Raw genomic sequence first — 17,759 nt, 5'->3', positions numbered from 1 at the left:
CAACGGGAGGAACCAGATTATGATTAAGCTGCTGCTGGCCGACGACCATGCCATGGTGCGCAAAGGGCTGCAGGTCTTCCTATCCACCCAGCCGGATATTGAAGTGGTCGGCGAGGCTTCCAACGGTAGGGAAACGGTCGAACAGGCAGCCCTGCTGCAGCCCGATGTGATTCTGATGGACCTGAATATGCCGGTGATGGATGGTATTACGGCGACCCGGGAGCTAAGGGCGGCTCATCCGCAGATCAAGGTGATCGTCATGACCTCCTTCAATGACAGGGCCCATGTACTGCCTGCCGTCCAGGCCGGGGTTAAGGGATATTTGCTGAAAGATATCGAGCCCTCCGACCTGGCGGATGCCATCCGCAGGGTGCATCAGGGGAAGGTTGAGCTGCACCCCGATGCGGCGGGGGAGCTGATGAGGCTGATGTCCTCCCCGGATGCCCAGGGACTGATAGGGGTTCAAGGTGTACAGGGAATTACACCTTCACCTTATGCGGGAGAACAGGGAAACCTTGCAGCTCTGCGCGGAAGCCGTAGTCACATAACAGGCGAACCCGCCTATTCCCACCTGGAGCGGTTGACTCCACGGGAACGCGAGGTGCTGGATCTAATCGCCTGTGGGTTAAACAACCGCGAGATTGCGGATAAGCTGGTCATTACGGAAAAAACAGTCAAGACCCATGTTAGCCACCTGCTCGATAAGCTGCAGCTTGCCGACAGAACGCAGGCGGCCATTTTTGCACTAAAAAACGGAACAGGAAGCTAGAACGCCCATTCCGTCTCATACCAAAGTTGCATACGCTCAGCCTTGCGGCTGAGTGTTTTTGCCATGCAAAGATACATCCCCCTGCCGACGCTCCCGCTGCGCCAATAAAGTAAGATGCTAATAGAAGCAGCACATGCTGCTGACAATACACCAATCCACAGGAGGAATCCCCTATGAATATTGTCATTCTTACTGGAAGCAACCGCAAAAACGCGGCCAGCAGCGGGCTGGCGGAATATGCCGCAGCCATGATGCGCGAGTCGGGACATACCATCCGCCTGATCCATCTGTATCATACGCCGCTCCCGCTTTATTCCCCCGAAGCGGAAAATCTGCAGCACCCTGGCGTAGATCAGCTGCTGCAAGCATTTGGGCAGGCTGACGCTATCATGCTGACCACGCCGGAATATCACGGCAGCATCAGCGGTGTGCTCAAAAATGCGCTCGATTACCTCGGTCAGGCGCAGTTTAAAGGCAAGGCCGTCCTGACCGCCAGCACCGCCGGAGGCCCGGTCGGCATCGGTTCGCTGCTGCAGCTGCAGGCCATCGTCCGCAATCTGCACGGTATTAGCTCCCCGGAATGGATATCCATCGGCGGCAGCCTGCGCAGCCGGTTTGAAGGTGTAACCGGCTTTAGGACCGGCGTACACGAGCCAGTTCCGGAAGCGGACGAACGCATTTTCAGTGCTGTCGGATCTTTCCTGCGGCTGGCCGAGGGCCTGCGCAGCGGACAAGGCACTACCCCTGACACACTCTGATCGGATAAAACACTCTTTATAGAGGAGGTGCCCCCGTGCTCCAGCAGATACGCTCCATCCACCCTCTGGCCTGGACCATTATGATCGGCACGGTATGCAGCAGGATAGCGATGTCCATGAGCCTGTCGTTTCTGGCCATTTACCTGACACAGTCGCTGGGGGCCTCCTCACCTCTCGCTCAGCTTTCTCTTTTAAATCCTTTGCCCAACACTTCGTACGTATTGCCAATAATCACGAACGCATCCGGGTCTACGGATCTGACGAGTGTTTTGAGCCGGGTGACTTCGTTTTGCCCCACCACAACCATCAGAACCGGACGATTCTCTTGGGTAAAGCCGCCGCGGCCCGCCAGCTCGGTCAAGCCCCTGTCCAGATCCTCCAGAATGGCTTTGGCCATTTTCTCTTTGTGATTAGAGATGATATAGGCCACCTTGGAATAACCAAGTCCCATTTCCACCGCATCAATAACTTTACCGGTGATATAGAGGCCGATGAGGGCATACAGCGCGTTTTCTGGTGAAAGAGCAAAACCTGCCAGCAAAATAACCGTCCCATCGAGCAGCACAACGGACAGCGAAAAGCTGAAGCCCGTATATTTCTGGATGATCTGCGCCAAAATGCTCAACCCCCCGGTTGATCCGCGCCCCCTGAATACAATCCCCAATCCGAGCCCCACACCAATCCCGCCATATAATGAAGCGAGCAGCGGATTCGTCGTCGGAACAGGCCAGTTGCTTGTCAAATAGACAAACAGGGGCAGCAGTACGCTGCCCAGCAGCGAACGGAGGCCGTACTGCCGGCCAAGCAGCAGCACACCGGCGATGAACAGCGGAATATTGAGCGCCCACTGCGTAAAAGCCGGTTCCAGCCCGAACCAGGCCTCCGCCAAAATCGACAGCCCGGATACTCCCCCGGAAGCAATCCGGCTTGGCAGCAGAAACATGTTAAAAGCCAGTGCTGTAATAAGAGAGCCTAAAGTAATCAAAAAGACATCCAGCACATTACGCCTTGGCCCCGATGCAGGAATCCTTTCCGCGATTCGCTTTCTCCGTTCAGAAGGTGAATAAGATGAAGACATCGTTCAATTTCTCCTTTAAGAGGTAGTTTAACCTCGTTTATTGTTATATTCGTTGTTACCCCAAGGCCGCCAAAGAATACCTGTACAGCAGCGAACAAGGGCGTATGATTTTAGGCAAAAAAATTCCTACACAAAGTGTACTCAAAAAACGTACACCTCGTGTAGGAAGGGTTGCATTATTCGGTTTCCACCTTGATTTGGCTGCGCAGGTAACCGTCGATAAAGGCATCGAGGTCTCCATCCATCACTGCGCCTACGTTACCTGTTTCAACATTGGTACGGTGATCCTTTACCATGCTATAGGGATGAAACACGTAGGAGCGAATCTGGCTGCCCCATGCAATATCCGATTGTTCTCCTCGGATTTCGGCCAGATGCTGTTCCTGCTCTTCAATTTTACGCTCATATAGCTTTGACCGCAGCATGGTCATGGCGCGTTCACGGTTCTTGATCTGAGATCTTTCGTTCTGGCAGGTGACCACGATGCCTGTCGGCAGGTGGGTGATCCGTACAGCCGAGTCGGTCGTATTGATATGCTGGCCGCCCGCGCCGCTGGCACGGTACGTATCGATCTTCAGATCCTCTGTGCGAATTTCGATATCCACATCATCCGCAATCTCTGGTACGACATCACAGGATACGAACGATGTATGACGGCGTCCTGACGAGTCGAACGGCGAGATGCGCACCAGGCGATGAACGCCTTTCTCCGCCTTCAGATAACCGTAAGCGTTAAAACCCTTGATGAGCAGCGTGACGCTCTTGATGCCCGCTTCATCTCCAGGCAGGTAGTCCAGCGTCTCCACCTTGAAACCGCGCTTCTCCGCCCAGCGGGTATACATACGGAGCAGCATTTGCCCCCAGTCCTGCGACTCGGTCCCGCCTGCGCCCGGATGCAGCTCCAGAATGGCGTTCAGCTTGTCGTAAGGCTGGCTCAGCAGCAGCTGCAGCTCGAATTCCTCCAGCTTGGCGACCAATGCGGAGACGCTGTTCGTAACCTCCGCCGCCAGTTCCTCATCGCCTTCTTCATCAGCCAGCTCCACCATCATGGCGGCATCCTCGTATTCCTTGCGGAGCTCCTCATACTGATCAACAGAGGATTTTACCGCATTCATTTCAGCAATAACGCCCTGAGCTTTCTCATTGTCATCCCAAAAATCCGGGGCCGCCATCTTCTCCTCAAAGTTGGCGATCATCTCCTGCTTCAGATCTAAGTCAAAGAGACCCCCTAAGATTTGTTAGTTTCTTGCTTATTTCACGCAAATCATGCTTTACACTTGGATCAATCATTCCGCAAAACTCCTTCTCATGAAATGAGCCTTATATATACATATACTATCCCAAAATTCCGGTCGCCTTAAGATTTGTTGGATCTCCGGGCTGCTCTGTTCTGCTTCGGTGTCGCAGGCTCTCCGCTGGTGGACATCTTCTTCTCATCCACAACCGCCTGACGCTCCTGGTTCGATTCGATTTTCGCTTTCATCACGTAAGTCGCAACCTCTTCCTGGATGCTGGCGATCATTTCATGGAACATCTCAAAACCTTCGAACTGGTATTCACGCAGCGGATCCGTACCGCCATAAGCGCGGAGGTGGATGCCCTGACGGAGCTGATCCATGGCATCGATATGGTCCATCCATTTGCTATCCACCGCACGCAGCACGATAACCTTCTCGAATTCACGAACCATTTCCTCGCCGATCTCTGCTTCACGAGCATTGTACTTGGCAGTGACTCTCTCGAACAACAGCTCGACAATCTCTTCCTTCTCTTTGCCCCAAAGATCGTCACGGCTCACTGCGCCTTCTTCCAGCAGCTTGCCATTGATGTAATCGGCCACTTCTTCAAGCTCCCAGTTCTCGGGAATGTCGTCTCCGCAGTGCGCTTCAACCACACGCTCAATGGTAGGCTTGATCATGTCGAATACAATCTCTTTGATATTCTCAGACTCCAGCACTTCACGGCGCTGCTTGTAAATAATCTCCCGCTGCTGGTTCATCACATCGTCATACTGCAGCACCACTTTGCGGAGATCGAAGTTGTTGCCTTCCACCCGCTTCTGGGCGGATTCAATCGCACGCGTAATCATGCGGCTCTCGATCGGCTGATCTTCCTCAAAGCCGAGACGCTCCATCATATTCAGCACGTTGTCAGCGCCAAAGCGTTTCATCAGTTCGTCGCCAAGGGACAGGTAGAACTGTGTTGACCCCGGGTCGCCCTGACGGCCCGCACGGCCGCGCAGCTGATTGTCAATCCGGCGGGATTCATGGCGCTCTGTACCGATAATATGCAGCCCGCCAAGTTCCGCTACGCCTTCACCCAGTACAATATCCGTACCGCGGCCGGCCATGTTCGTCGCAATCGTCACCGCGCCGGCTTCGCCCGCACGCGAAATAATTTCCGCTTCCTCCGCATGGTATTTCGCATTCAGCACCTTGTGCTTCACGCCTTTGCGCTTCAGCATTTCAGACAGCAGCTCGGAGTTCTCAATCGATACCGTACCGACAAGCACAGGCTGCTGCTTCTGGTGGCGCTCCACAATTTCATCGACAACCGCCTTGAATTTGCCTTTCACGCTCTTATAAACCATATCAGCCATATCCACGCGCTGGTTCGGACGGTTGGTCGGGATCTGCAGCACCTCAAGCCCGTAAATTTTCTTGAACTCTTCTTCCTCGGTTTTGGCCGTACCTGTCATGCCCGCGAGCTTGCGGTACATGCGGAAATAGTTCTGGAAGGTAATCGTCGCCAGCGTCATACTCTCGTTCTGTACACCGATGGCTTCCTTCGCTTCAATCGCCTGGTGAAGACCATCGCTGTAACGGCGGCCGGCCATCAGGCGGCCCGTGAATTCATCAACGATGACAACCTCATCCTCGGTCACCACATAATCCACATCGCGACGCATGATTACATTCGCCTTCAACGCTTGTACCACGTGATGGTTAATCGTCACGTTATCTTGATCGTACAAATTCTCCAGACCGAAGAAATTTTCCGCCTTAGACACGCCGTTCTCCGTCAGCGCTACCGATTTCACTTTCACATCAACCGTGTAATCCTCTTCAACCGACAGTGTCTTCACAAAGCGGTCGGCCGCAAAATACAGCTCCGTCGATTTCTGTGCCTGCCCCGAAATGATCAGCGGCGTCCGCGCCTCATCAACCAGGATGGAATCCACTTCGTCAATAATACAGAAATGCAGAGGGCGCTGAACCATTTGTTCCTTATACAGCACCATGTTATCACGCAGATAGTCGAAGCCAAACTCGTTGTTGGTGCCATACGTAATATCGCAGGCATACGCATGCTGCTTCGCGCCATGATCCATGCCGTTCAGGTTCAGACCGACCGTCATGCCAAGAAATTCGTAAATTTGTCCCATTTCCGCACTGTCGCGCTGAGCCAGATAATCGTTGACCGTAACCACGTGTACGCCCTTCCCTGCAAGGGCGTTCAGGTATACAGGCAGAGTACCGACCAACGTTTTACCTTCACCCGTCTTCATCTCGGAAATTCTGCCTTCATGCAGCGCCATCCCGCCCAGCAACTGAACATCATAATGACGCTTGCCCAGCACACGCTTGGACGCTTCACGCACCGTAGCATACGCTTCGGGAAGAAGCTCGTCCAGTGCTGCTCCCTGCTCCAGACGGCTGCGGAATTCCTCTGTCTTTCCTTTCAGCTGCTCATCGGTAAGCGCCTCAAAGTCCGGCTCCATCTTATTAATCATGTCAACTGTCTTCATCAGACGTTTGACGTCCCGTTCATTCATGTCTCCGAATATTTTCTTAACTATGCCTAGCATGGCTTACCCCTTTCGCGCAAAACAATTGATGGAATCAATTTCACAAACAAAAGGGTCCATGAAAATGAAATTGATTCATACCTTTCAGCTTGCCATTTTCAGAAAAAAAGTCTTTGGATAAATTGTAACAGTTTGTGGGAGTTGCCGCAACACACACCGGCTGGGCAATATCTGCAAAATCCACTCTCTTTCATTGCATAAAATAAAGACGCAGCGGGTATAAAATAGGTTTCATATTTCCACGCTCTTTATCAGTACGTTCATAAGAAAAACGTCTATCGATGTACTCACTGAAACTTTATAAAAAGTGCAATCTAAAAAAGCCCCGGTCCAGGCATACACCTGGAACAAGGGCTCGCTTATCTTCTTAGTCATGGCGGTTCATCCGCACCGGGTGAAACGATCATTCCTGCTCAATCAGACCGTACTTCCCGTCATTGCGTTTGTAAACCACATTTATTTCCTGATTTTCAATGTTGGAGAATACAAAGAAATTATGACCGATCATGTTCATCTGCAGGATGGCTTCCTCCACATCCATCGGCTTCAATAAAAAGCGCTTGGTGCGGACCACTTCCAGCTCATCGCTTTGCTCATCCTCTACAGCCTCGAGAACCTCCACCTCCGCAGCCGGCTGCTCCACGAACAGCGACTTCAAACCGCCTTCCTGGCGGAACTTGCGGTTCAGCTTGGTTTTGTGCTTGCGGATCTGGCGTTCCAGCTTGTCCGCTACCGCGTCGATGGACGCGTACATATCCTCGCTCCTGTCTTCGGCCCGGAGCAGCACCCCCGGCAAAGGAATGGTTACTTCTACGGTGCTCAGCCCTCTTGTCGTGCTTAAGGTGACACTTCCATCAGTTGTTGGCGGTGCATCGAAATACTTCTCAAGCCTGCTGAATTTCTTCTCAACATACTCTCTCAAAGCGTCAGTAACATCGATCTGTTGACCTCGAACGGTAAAGTTCATATGTCACGCCTCCTTTGCCCCTCCAGTATACCACATTTGTTAAGCAGGAGTAAAAAACGGATGGGCAAATGCGGGGATTTGTTAACACACTCTATCTATCCATGTGCATTCAAGGGGAACAAGCACGCATGAAGCAGAATTTTTTCCAGCCGTTATATAGAAATACTAGCTCTACTTAAACTTATCTATCTGATTTTGAAAGAAAGCTAACTTCTAAAAGAAGAGCATTTTATACTATCTCAAATCCTCAAAAAAAACCCCGGAATCAAGATTCCAGGGTCTATGCTAGCGTTTTCTCAATTGCTAACCATCTTACCGATTATGTAGTTCGGCTATGCCGGGATGATTATAATTTGATTACGTTAGCTGCTTGCGGTCCACGAGCGCCTTCAACGATGTCGAATTCAACGTCTTGTCCCTCTTCCAAGGTTTTGAAGCCTTCAGATTGGATAGCTGAGAAGTGAACGAATACGTCGCCACCTTCCGCAGTTTCGATGAAACCGTAACCTTTTTCTGCGTTGAACCATTTAACTTTACCTTGCATGCACTAACATTCCCTTCGTCATCAAATGAAGTGAAGCTCTCGCTCACATTTCCGACTATACCACCCAAGCTTATCCATTGTCAATTGGGAATGTAAATGATTTAATACATTATTTTCCCACTGGTAGATTAACAAGAATAATGGCATAATCGTCCAATTCAATTTTGAACTTGAGCTATTGTTTATCTATTAAACCTAATTGATTCTAGTGAATCAGGCTTTGAAAATTTTTATTTAGAAAGAGCTCCATCAGCATAAGCCAATGAAGCTACAATACGATTACTCTTAATATTCACTTACTTCAAACGTTAGAACCCGATCATACAGAATGTAATCCTTACGGCTGCTGAACGGCCCCTTGTTATTTTCATGCTTATCAATAGCATAAGAAGCCTTTCCTGATCCCGCCTGTTTCGCTTCGTACCAAGCGATGAAGTCATTGATTTCCTTCATGCTCAAATCAAATTCTTTCTCTAGTCCTGTTGTCATCGTGACGACTAAGATTGCTCGGTTATCAGAAGGTTCAGGTTCTGGCGTCTCTGGAGGATCTGTTGGATCTGTAGGCTCCTCACTTTTAAGTGAATATTTTTCAACTTTATTTAACACAGTGCTTCCGTTTGTTCCACCAATAATGAAAATTTCGTTATTAATCATAACTGCTGAACTTTGAAATCTCCATGACGTTAAATCTACTAATTTAGACCATGTCTCTGTTCTAACATCATAAATTTCAATGGGGCTACTTCCCCCATTAGGTGTAACAGAACCAATAAAATATAGTTTATCATTATTAGCTAGTATGCTAAATGCTGTTCTTTCGGTCAACATATCAGGTTTCTTAGAGTACACGTCTGTCGCTGGATCATACTCCCAAAATTCTTTGATATAGATAGGAGTGTTGTATGGTTTTGTTGTTCCTCCAGCTATATAAATTTTTCCCCCAAACGAAGTAACTCCAATCCCATTGGAAGCAAACGGCATCGAGTTCTTTTCTGTCCATTGATCTAATGTGGGATCATAAACTTCAACACTTTTCAACGCTGTGTCATTATTCTGGCCTCCACCAAAAACATATATAAGTCCGTTGCTTACTGTAGAGCCTGCCCACGACCTTTCTATATGAAGAGGTGCTTTCTTTTCCCATGTATCCGTTTTAGGGTCATACATTTCAACAACATTAGTTCTAACTAATTGATTATTAATAGTATTATAGCCGCCTATCACATAGATTTTTCCATTTACTACTGCGGCTGTGGCAGCGGCTCTTGCTGTTGGCATATTAGTTTTTTTACCCCAACGATTTTCGGTAACATCATATACATATGTAGTATTTGTTTTTGCCCCATTTATAGCAAGATCACCACTGGATGATCCTCCAAATATATAGATTTTATTATCGACCGCAGCCACTGCCGCAGCAGTTCGGGCTTCCGTTATATCATTAAGTTGCACCCATTCATTGGCTTCAGCCGCACGTATCGTGGTTGTTCTTAGTGCTGACATTAGTAAAACTAAAATTAATAATAATACATACTTTTTCAAGATATCTCTCTCCTTATATGCAACATATTTATTGGCTACAAATAGCATAGAGGATTACTGTCTTCGAGTGAAAACAAAAAAACACTTAAATATAAAAATATTCAATAATTTTGTATATTTATTTTTTATTGGTTTATTCATTAACTAAGAAAGCTCTGCCAGCGTTCGCCAGCAGAGCATTACAATAATCATGGGGCCACTTCATTGGAAAGGCATCTTATGCTATTGATAAACAAGACAATAACAAAGGACCTTTCAGCAGTCGAAAGGACTATATAACAAATGATCGAGTTTTAACGTTTGAGGTAAGTGAATACACTAACTAATTGAGATTCGACAAAAAGCTCTGTCCTGTATAACAGCGACAGAGCTCTTTTCATTTGGAGATTGCAGTGAACTAGGAGCCCAAGCAGAAAGCTGTTCCAATCACTTAATTATATGCGTTGACTTCAAAAGTCAGGATATTATTGAATATGACATAATCAATCCGGCTTTTAAATGGCCCAATGTTATTATTATGTTTGTCGATGGCGAACTTAGAAGATCCACTGCCGGCATCTTTGGCGTCGTACCAATCGATGAAGGAGTTAACTTCGGACAGAGACAGGTCGTATTCTTTCTCCAGGCCATTGACCATTGTGATGACCAAAATTGCACGGTCACCATTTGGCTCCGGATCAGAAGGCTCCTCTGGTATTGTCGGGTCTTCTGGACCAGTCGGTTCGCCAGTTCCGGGATCTTCCGTATTCGGTTCTTCGTGTGTTAACTCACCTATTACATCAATACTATATAAACGATAGTCATTTCCAAGAGTGTTAGTAGAGGGTTCGACTGTCCACATTTTAACTTGGTGAACTCCCATTTCTAAATCGTTTTTTTCATAGACTAAAATGTTATAGTTATAATCTCTTACTGATGCATTATGAGGAGAGAAATATTCAACATTTCCGTCAATACTAACGGCTACTTTTTTTGAGTATGAATAGTTTACAGCCGTGAGTATGCGCAAACCTGTTCCCTTAAAGTTATATTCTAATTCACCGGTTCCACCTGTTTTAGCGCCTGAATATGCTATCTTAGCTTTTTCATCAGTGTCATGGTACCAGCCTGAAATATACTTTAAAAATGATGAATTTGCAGAATACCTTGTCCATCCACTCTCTGGTGAGTTAAGCTGTTGACCCACAGCCGCAGCAGATGCCTTTGATAAGTTATAGCTGAGAAATAATGTTAAAGACAGTGTAAACAAAAAAAGTACTTTACTGAGTTTCTGCATTACTAAATTTCCCCCTTTGTATTATTGAATTATTGAACAAATACAAAGATAAGCCATTTCCACTAACCTGTCTAAACATATACTTGCTAATTTATAAATATTATCTATATATTTGCATTTTTATTTTTTATTGGCTATTGAAATAATGAAAAGAACTCCATCAGATAAACCGATGGAGCTACTTAATCAATTATTATATTCGCTTACCTCAAACATTAAAATGCGATCATACAGTACATAATCTTTGCGGCTACTAAACGGACCGATATTGTTATCATGCTTGTTAATCGCGTAAGAAGCTGCTCCCGATCCTGCCTGCTTATTCTCGTACCAGGAAATAAAATCGTTTACTTTCTCCATACTCAAATCAAACTCTTTTTCAAGGCCGGTTGTCATGGTGACTACCAAGATTGCACGGTTCCCTGAAGGAAGTTCAGGAGTTGTAGGATCTCCTGGAGTTGGATTTGTAGGTTCTTCAGGTTCTGTTGGCTCAGTAGGAGCTGGTGGTGTACCAGGATCTAGCAGTTCACCATTTTTATCTATATCAATCGCATCAAGAGAAAAGTTGCCTTCATTTAATCGCTTTATTTCAACAGAGTGTACAGTGTTTTCTAAACCTAACTTTTCATAAACAAGTATTTGACCTATTGTAATTGAAGTTTCTTTTTTATATTCTGAAAAATACTCAGTTTCGCCATCTATAGTTATAGAAATTCTATCGCTGTGATTATCTCTTAAACCGCCAATAATTCTTAAACTTGTTCCAACAAATTTAAATTCGATTTTGTCTTCAGCGCCATTATTTGACCAAGAATATGTTTTATCATAAAAACGACTATCATCAGTGGTAAAGTTCCATGTCATTCCAATATATTTGAGTTTACTATTACTGTCATCAATTCTTGTCCAACCATCTTCGGCCTTCAAAAGTTGCTCGCCAACTGATGCAGCGTATGTTCTTGATGCCGAAAATCCCGAGAATAATGAAAAAACAAACGTAAAAATTAAAAATAACTTACCGAATTTCTTCATTACTAATTTCCCCCTATGTATTATTGAACAGTTACAAAGGTAAACCATTTCCACAAACCTGTCTAAACATATACTTGCTAATCTATAAATATTATCTATATATTTTCATTTTCATTTTTATTTTTTATTGGTTATTGAAATGATGAAAAAGAACTCCATCAGATGAACCGATGAAGCTACTTAATCAATTATTATATTCGCTTACCTCAAACATTAAAATGCGATCATACAGTACATAATCTTTGCGGCTACTGAACGGACCGATATTGTTATCATGCTTGTTAATCGCGTAAGAAGCTGCTCCCGATCCTGCCTGCTTATTCTCGTACCAGGAAATAAAATCGTTTACTTTCTCCATACTCAAATCAAACTCTTTTTCAAGGCCAGTTGTCATAGTCACCACTAAGATTGCACGGTTCCCTGTTGGTTCCGGATCTGGTTCATCTACAATTCCATCTTGAGGAGTAGCTGACGCTTCATTTGAGTAATCAGATTCAACTCCGTTCACTGTAGCCGTAACCACAAAGTAATATGTTTTTCCGTTTATAGTGCTACACGATGTCAAGAAAGGAATTTGAATATAGTTAGGTGTGAAAAAGATAACAAAGTAGCAACGCTGGGCTTTACAGATAGAGGGCACAGCCCAAGCGAAGGCGCGGGAGTGTAATGCCCCCCATTGTCAAGACACAATTTTGAAAAAAATAAGTTATGTCCTCCTTCGACTTGTAATGGGGGGGGGCTGCCGCCATCAAACGGCTCGCGCATACACTTCTTCCGGTTTTTCATACCCCAGCGCTTGATGGGGGCGCTCCGTGTGATAAAAGCGTAGATAGGCTGTAATCGCTTTGCGAAGCGCTCTGGGATTCTCGTATTCGTTCAGGTAGATTTCCTCGTATTTGAGCGAGCGAAAAAAGCGCTCCGTGCGGCTGTTGTCTCGCGCGCGGCCCTTACCATCCATCGACACTTTCACGTGGTGTTTCTCCAACAATTCCAAGTAGTCTGCATTCGTAAAATGGCTGCCCTGATCGCTGTTCATAATCTCGGGCCGACAGCGCCCCAACGCCCGTTTCAGACACGTCAAGACGAAGGCCTTCTCCAAGGTGCTGGAAAGCTCGTAATCGATGATTTTGCGACTGTACCAGTCGATAATCACAAACAGATACATAAAGCCTTTGCCCATCCGCAAATAGGTAATATCGATTCCCCAGACCTGGTTCGGACGATCAATCACGAGGCCGCGCAGCAGATAGGGACGGATATACTGAGCATGATACCGTTTGCTTAGGTTCGGCCCCGGGTAGATCGCTTCGATCCCCATCACGCGCATCAGCCGCTGGACACGCTTGCGATTCACGGCCCATCCCTGCTCTTGTAATTTCACGGTCATCCGCCGATAGCCGTAATACGGATGCTTTGTATACAGCTTGTCAATCTCGTGCATCAGTTGCACATTCTCCGGCGTTTCCTGCTTCGGTTCCCGTTGCCGGTACACATTCGTGCGATGGATTCCCAAGAGCTCGGCCTGACGCTTGATGCTGATCTCCCGGTTATCTCGTTCCACCATCGTTTGTCGCTCTCTTGTGGTGGTCCTAGAGGCCAGATTTTTTTTTGAGCCAACTGACTTCTAGCGTCAGTTGACCGACCAGCTTCTCCAGCTGTTCCTGCTTCTCCTCATAGCTCCTTTTCATCTTCTCGGCTTCCTTTGTTTCCCGACCGAACACCATCGTGGCTCGTTCTAAAAATTCTGCCTTCCACCGGCTCAGCATCACTGGGCTGAGTTCATACTTCCCAGCGATCTCATTCACCGTCTGCTCTTCTCTCAGCACTTCCAGAACAACCTTCGTCTTAAATTCTGCGGTATATCGATTCCGTTTTTCCATAGATTCAGTATAACTTATTTATCGCCTCCTTGTGTCTCACACTATGGGTTCATTGTATTTCTCCCCTGCACCCCGTCGCTCGCCGCGTGGCAAGCCCAGCAAGGGTTTGCTGGGCGATGGGATAGCTTCGCAGGTTGGAAACCACCCGTCAAGGCTAAATGAACGCTTCGCGGCCTTGACGGGTTCACGGTCCCGGTCAACAATTCCAGCTATTCCTGGACAACCTATTCCGTCATATTTTGGACATTATGTGGTAGCAGAAACAATATAGACGAATGGTTGCTGGTTCCTCTGACCGCAACAGAAGCCCGAGATTTGCTTGAAATCATCGAAGCCCGCCACCAGAGCGCCTCGACGATCTTCATTTCCCAATTCGCTCCGGATGGTTGGCATGAGAAGATTGGCGAACATACAATGGCCGACGCAATCCTGGACCGAATTGTGCATAATTCATATCAAATGCTGATCGACGGCGAAGATTCCATGAGAAAAAGGAAAGCACCACAGTTCTAAGATAATGTTCCAGAGGGCTACCCCCGAACCGGGGTGGCTCTATTTCATTAACATCGTGGCTCTCATTCATTAACCAAGCGGCTCCGTCGCATCGAAATATTCACCTAAGTAGCATTTGATTACTTCAAAGGTAAACTATATCTTCTGGCTTGTCTAAACATAAACTCTCTAATATATAAATATTATCTATAATTTTTCAATTTTATTATTTTATTGGGTATTACTAAACATGAAAAAGCTCTGACAGCGATTAGCCTGCAGAGCTTTTAAAGTCTTTTATGGATTCGAATTGGTTCTGGAAATAGCCGCCCTTTAGCCCTACAAAAACATAGTGTTTTTTGCAAGTGAAAGATGCAGAGTTTTGCTGCGAAAAGTGCCGAGTTCACTTGCCAGCCAAAACATTACTGTGGAATTCGTTCCATCGCTTGCTTGAGCCGGAAACTCTCACCGGTGAAGGAGAATGTGAGCATGGTGTACCAGACGGTCAAGCAAAACAGAAGTGAGCTTTGTGTCCCCAAAAATCAAGATCCATTGGCCGAATTCCAGGTTCGAGGTCACAATCACACTCTGCTGCTCATAGCAATCGGCAATAACGTTAAAGAGCAGCTCCGAACTTGTCTGGCTAAAGTGGTACATAGCCGACCTCGTCCAGAATGAGCAGACCTATACTTTTCTAAGGCGATGGATAATTACCAAGGCGCTGCTTTAACTTAGTTACCATAATATTATTATCAATCGCCAAATTATACTGTAATTGATAATAGATAGCACTCTTATTTTCCGGTTGTAATATTCCTAAGCAATTGAGTATTTGAATCCATCGTAAATCACTCATTTCTAAAGCAGCGTGAAAGTTCTGCCATAGTTCCTCGACAGGTTGATTCAAATAATACTGTTTTTCTTTAAGCTTTTGTATATAATGCCTTGTAAAATCATTATCTGTTTTGCACTGTTCAAGATTGTCTATAAAATCGTTTATCATTGATAGTTTTTCATTTATTTTAAGATTTAATTGAGGAAAAATATCATCCGCTTTTCTGTAAAGGGACGCTAACCATTCCCTATTTTTAACAATATCTAAAGAAGCGCATTGAGAGCTTATGTCATCAAGTAAGTCACATGCAGCAAAAAAAATTTTCCGATTCATCCCATATAATTTTGAAATTTTCATCATCAACCGGTCTTTCCAACAAATCAGCAACCACTTCCGGCGTAATATTGTCATAATATTTTTGTTTTGGTTTATTTAAAATAATATCTTCCATTAATATCCATGAGGTTACCCCGTAATTTTCTTCAAAGTGAACTGGTGTTACATCAGGATTGTAATTCTCATCGGCAACAAAGTATTTTGATATATCTATAATGTAAGGATCGTACTTATTAATAACGTATTCCTCTAAATCATACAATTGTTTGTTATAAATAGGATTGCCAAAGTTCAAAAGATTAGGTAGAGTCTTCCTAACTGTCCCATCTTTACTTATGTACTTATTACAGCATTGCAGTCGAACCAAAATTACATTTTCGCCAAATTTCTCTATCATCTGTTGCCAGTATAAATCAATATATCCATACCACGACCAAATTGGTAATTCCAAAAAATTAACAGTCTTATATTTTTCAGGCTCACTTTTATAAGCTGCTGTATTATAAAATACATAATCGTATGTTGAGAAAGTAGTATTTTTATATACTGCGACTGGCTGGCACAAGTCAAAGAAATCTATTACCAAGAAGTCTGCAATGGAACTTTTAAGCAATGGTACAGTTTTCTTTTCAATGGCATATCGCAAACAACGATGTGAATATTCGCTATTATAACGTATCAATTCTTCGCGATTTGTAGAAATGCTTGCAGGAGGCATCATACTAGATACAATGTTATTCCTGCTAAAATATTGATTGACAGATATATCAGTATTTTTGTTAAAATTGAAAATATTTCGACTCACGCATGAACCATGAACATCAACTAGAATCATTAAATCCTCTCCATTGTTAACTGCCCAGTTTTTCTGTTCTTTTCGTATGAATTATTTTCCGGATTTTAAGTAATCCATGATGTGTCTGCTGAATTCACTAATTCCTACAACATACATATATCGGTTTAACGGCTAAATTTTTAAAAGTCATATCAGAACTTCCTTCTGGCTTCTTTTAAAATACCAACAATATGTTCATGATCATACAAAGTAAGGACAATATCCCCTATTTGAGCTCGCTTAGGTTTGCATACACGCCCTAATATGTCTCTATACGAGCCTTTCTTCAATCTTCCGCATCAAATCATAATACTCTGAATAATCAAACTACAGTGACAACACGTCCCGAAAGAATACTCTGCTTGCTGCCTTACACAAACTTCTTGACACTACCTTTCTATACAGGAACTGTTTCTAAAATTTCTGATCTAGAAAAGAAGTAAACTTAGAGTGACTTAAAAATAGCCTCATTTATAATATTTGTCATTTTATAGGCACCTTTTTTATTCAAGTGATCAGCATCCGCAAAATCGGATTGTTCAAATAATTCACTATCAAAATAGTCATATAAAGCAAAATCAAATTCGGACTTAAATGAATTCACAATCTCATAAAACCTTTTTTTTGTCTCAGGGTTGTGAAACGGCTGATATAGTTTTGAGGTTGGGAATATAATGATAAAAGGTTTAATATTATTATTTTTTAATAAAGTTAAAAGTGCTTTAAAAATTTCTATGTTTTCTTTCCTTGTCTCGGGATAATCATGTCTACCATGTAGGAAAGCCCTTTTTTTACCCAACCATTCAAGCGGTACATTGTCACATTTGTTCCAAATAGAATCTATGAGTTCATCACCTTGTAATATTCCAATCGCAGATGTAAATGACTTCATTAATTGCAAGCTTGTAAAAGGATAAGGCATATCTATTATCTGCTCTATCCCCTCAATCCCTCTCTGTCTCTCATACGTTTCAGACGGAGTATAATGATGAGAATCATTTAGCAGTGGATAATAAATTTTATCAATCAAATAGGATTGGTTTTTTAATTTTGACAAATCTATATCAAATGTATAATAAGCCATGCCAATGATACAATATTTAAAGCTATCGTTATGATCTAATGCTCTTTTAGTTATAGCATAATTGTAATATATATCCTGGGAGGCCCAGCATAATTTTGCCGACTTTCTAGTTAATAAATCAGTAATAACGCCTTTAAGTGAATATGACATCCCAGTAATTACAACTTCAACACCCTTATCATTTATCGCCTTTTCCAAGTTACTGTAGACAAAACTAAATTCATAATCGTTAAGGAGTGAACGTCAAATAGCCCCCACCTATCGGTGAGAGCCGATTTGGACTATATTATTGAGGAATCTTGTTCACCCGGCAGTCCGCCGGAAGCGAGGCTGACCACGGCAAGAACGATTCCAACGCGTCGGCATCCAGCGGTCTGGGAAGCTGTGGTAACTGCTCGAAGAGATACTTCAAATAGTTATACGGGTGCAGCCCGTTCTCCTTTGCGGTCTCAATCACGCTGTAAATCGTTGCGCTGGCTGTTGCACCACGTGGCGTATTCGCGAACAGCCAATTTTTACGCCC

15 protein-coding genes and 4 pseudogenes are annotated in these 17,759 nt (G+C 44.7%); 4 read left to right on the top strand and 15 right to left on the bottom strand.

Annotated features, from left to right (window positions below):
• Window positions 1–19 precede the first annotated feature (19 nt).
• Together ACE5LO_RS26195 and ACE5LO_RS26190 are read left to right on the top strand one after the other, a co-directional pair.
• On the top strand, window positions 20–769 hold the full coding sequence (locus ACE5LO_RS26195) for a response regulator (RefSeq protein WP_375522858.1): 750 nt from the start codon (window positions 20–22) through the stop codon (window positions 767–769).
• Window positions 770–942: 173 nt separating this feature from the next.
• The gene (locus ACE5LO_RS26190; protein WP_375522857.1) at window positions 943–1,527 is read left to right on the top strand and encodes an NADPH-dependent FMN reductase; all 585 of its coding nucleotides are present in this window, start codon (window positions 943–945) and stop codon (window positions 1,525–1,527) included.
• Between the two features lie 178 nt (window positions 1,528–1,705).
• Here ACE5LO_RS26190 and ACE5LO_RS26185 read toward each other — a convergent pair whose 3' ends face one another.
• From ACE5LO_RS26185 to ACE5LO_RS26160, 6 genes are all read right to left on the bottom strand, one after another.
• Window positions 1,706–2,605, bottom strand: a complete 900-nt coding sequence (locus ACE5LO_RS26185) for a YitT family protein (protein WP_375522856.1) — start codon at window positions 2,603–2,605, stop codon at window positions 1,706–1,708.
• 176 nt (window positions 2,606–2,781) lie between these two features.
• Window positions 2,782–3,895 (bottom strand): peptide chain release factor 2 gene (gene prfB / locus ACE5LO_RS26180; protein WP_375522855.1). Its coding sequence is split into 2 segments (ribosomal slippage): window positions 2,782–3,822 and window positions 3,824–3,895, totalling 1,113 coding nucleotides; the frame shifts between segments, so codons are not numbered across the junction.
• Between the two features lie 67 nt (window positions 3,896–3,962).
• The gene (secA, locus tag ACE5LO_RS26175) at window positions 3,963–6,413 is read right to left on the bottom strand and encodes a preprotein translocase subunit SecA (RefSeq protein ID WP_375522854.1); all 2,451 of its coding nucleotides are present in this window, start codon (window positions 6,411–6,413) and stop codon (window positions 3,963–3,965) included.
• A gap of 403 nt (window positions 6,414–6,816) precedes the next feature.
• Window positions 6,817–7,380, bottom strand: coding sequence for a ribosome hibernation-promoting factor, HPF/YfiA family (gene hpf, locus ACE5LO_RS26170; protein ID WP_375522853.1), 564 nt, complete (start codon window positions 7,378–7,380; stop codon window positions 6,817–6,819).
• A 346-nt stretch (window positions 7,381–7,726) separates the two neighbouring features.
• Window positions 7,727–7,924, bottom strand: a complete 198-nt coding sequence (locus ACE5LO_RS26165; protein ID WP_018887618.1) for a cold shock domain-containing protein — start codon at window positions 7,922–7,924, stop codon at window positions 7,727–7,729.
• A gap of 285 nt (window positions 7,925–8,209) precedes the next feature.
• Window positions 8,210–9,466: a Kelch repeat-containing protein gene (locus tag ACE5LO_RS26160; protein WP_375522852.1), complete on the bottom strand. Its 1,257-nt coding sequence runs from the start codon at window positions 9,464–9,466 to the stop codon at window positions 8,210–8,212.
• 206 nt (window positions 9,467–9,672) lie between these two features.
• On the opposite strand from ACE5LO_RS26160, the pseudogene ACE5LO_RS26155 reads away from it, so the two are divergent.
• A pseudogene (locus tag ACE5LO_RS26155) lies at window positions 9,673–9,792 on the top strand (galactose oxidase); the annotation flags it as partial.
• 104 nt (window positions 9,793–9,896) lie between these two features.
• On the opposite strand, the gene ACE5LO_RS26150 reads toward ACE5LO_RS26155, so the two are convergent.
• From ACE5LO_RS26150 to ACE5LO_RS26135, 4 genes and pseudogenes are all read right to left on the bottom strand, one after another.
• Complete coding sequence (locus ACE5LO_RS26150; protein WP_375522851.1) at window positions 9,897–10,742, bottom strand: hypothetical protein; 846 nt, start codon at window positions 10,740–10,742, stop codon at window positions 9,897–9,899.
• 186 nt (window positions 10,743–10,928) lie between these two features.
• The gene (locus ACE5LO_RS26145; RefSeq protein WP_375522850.1) at window positions 10,929–11,774 is read right to left on the bottom strand and encodes a bacterial surface protein; all 846 of its coding nucleotides are present in this window, start codon (window positions 11,772–11,774) and stop codon (window positions 10,929–10,931) included.
• Between the two features lie 184 nt (window positions 11,775–11,958).
• Window positions 11,959–12,348, bottom strand: a pseudogene (locus ACE5LO_RS26140) (fibronectin type III domain-containing protein); the annotation flags it as partial.
• Between the two features lie 174 nt (window positions 12,349–12,522).
• A protein-coding gene (locus ACE5LO_RS26135) for an IS3 family transposase (protein WP_445993918.1) occupies window positions 12,523–13,654 on the bottom strand; the annotation gives its coding sequence in 2 pieces (ribosomal slippage) (window positions 12,523–13,384 and window positions 13,383–13,654; 1,134 coding nt in all).
• Between the two features lie 267 nt (window positions 13,655–13,921).
• On the opposite strand from ACE5LO_RS26135, the pseudogene ACE5LO_RS26130 reads away from it, so the two are divergent.
• Window positions 13,922–14,167 (top strand): annotated as a pseudogene (locus ACE5LO_RS26130) (ATP-binding protein); the annotation flags it as partial.
• Between the two features lie 401 nt (window positions 14,168–14,568).
• Here the strand turns inward: ACE5LO_RS26130 and ACE5LO_RS26125 are convergent.
• From ACE5LO_RS26125 to ACE5LO_RS26105, 5 genes and pseudogenes are all read right to left on the bottom strand, one after another.
• Window positions 14,569–14,828, bottom strand: a pseudogene (locus tag ACE5LO_RS26125) (ATP-binding protein); the annotation flags it as partial.
• A gap of 12 nt (window positions 14,829–14,840) precedes the next feature.
• Window positions 14,841–15,341, bottom strand: a complete 501-nt coding sequence (locus ACE5LO_RS26120) for a hypothetical protein (protein ID WP_375522848.1) — start codon at window positions 15,339–15,341, stop codon at window positions 14,841–14,843.
• Window positions 15,283–16,152: a DUF6270 domain-containing protein gene (locus tag ACE5LO_RS26115; RefSeq protein WP_375522847.1), complete on the bottom strand. Its 870-nt coding sequence runs from the start codon at window positions 16,150–16,152 to the stop codon at window positions 15,283–15,285. Before ACE5LO_RS26115 ends, ACE5LO_RS26120 begins: the two co-directional genes overlap by 59 nt.
• A gap of 445 nt (window positions 16,153–16,597) precedes the next feature.
• Window positions 16,598–17,434, bottom strand: coding sequence for a D-alanyl-lipoteichoic acid biosynthesis protein DltD (locus tag ACE5LO_RS26110; RefSeq protein ID WP_375522846.1), 837 nt, complete (start codon window positions 17,432–17,434; stop codon window positions 16,598–16,600).
• 88 nt (window positions 17,435–17,522) lie between these two features.
• Window positions 17,523–17,759 (bottom strand): transposase domain-containing protein (locus tag ACE5LO_RS26105; protein WP_375522845.1); only part of this gene is annotated, 237 nt, incomplete at its 5' end.

It is taken from the genome of Paenibacillus medicaginis, assembly GCF_042138635.1.
GTDB classification, from domain to species: domain Bacteria; phylum Bacillota; class Bacilli; order Paenibacillales; family Paenibacillaceae; genus Paenibacillus; species Paenibacillus medicaginis.
This window is presented reverse-complemented; position numbering and strand designations above follow the sequence as displayed.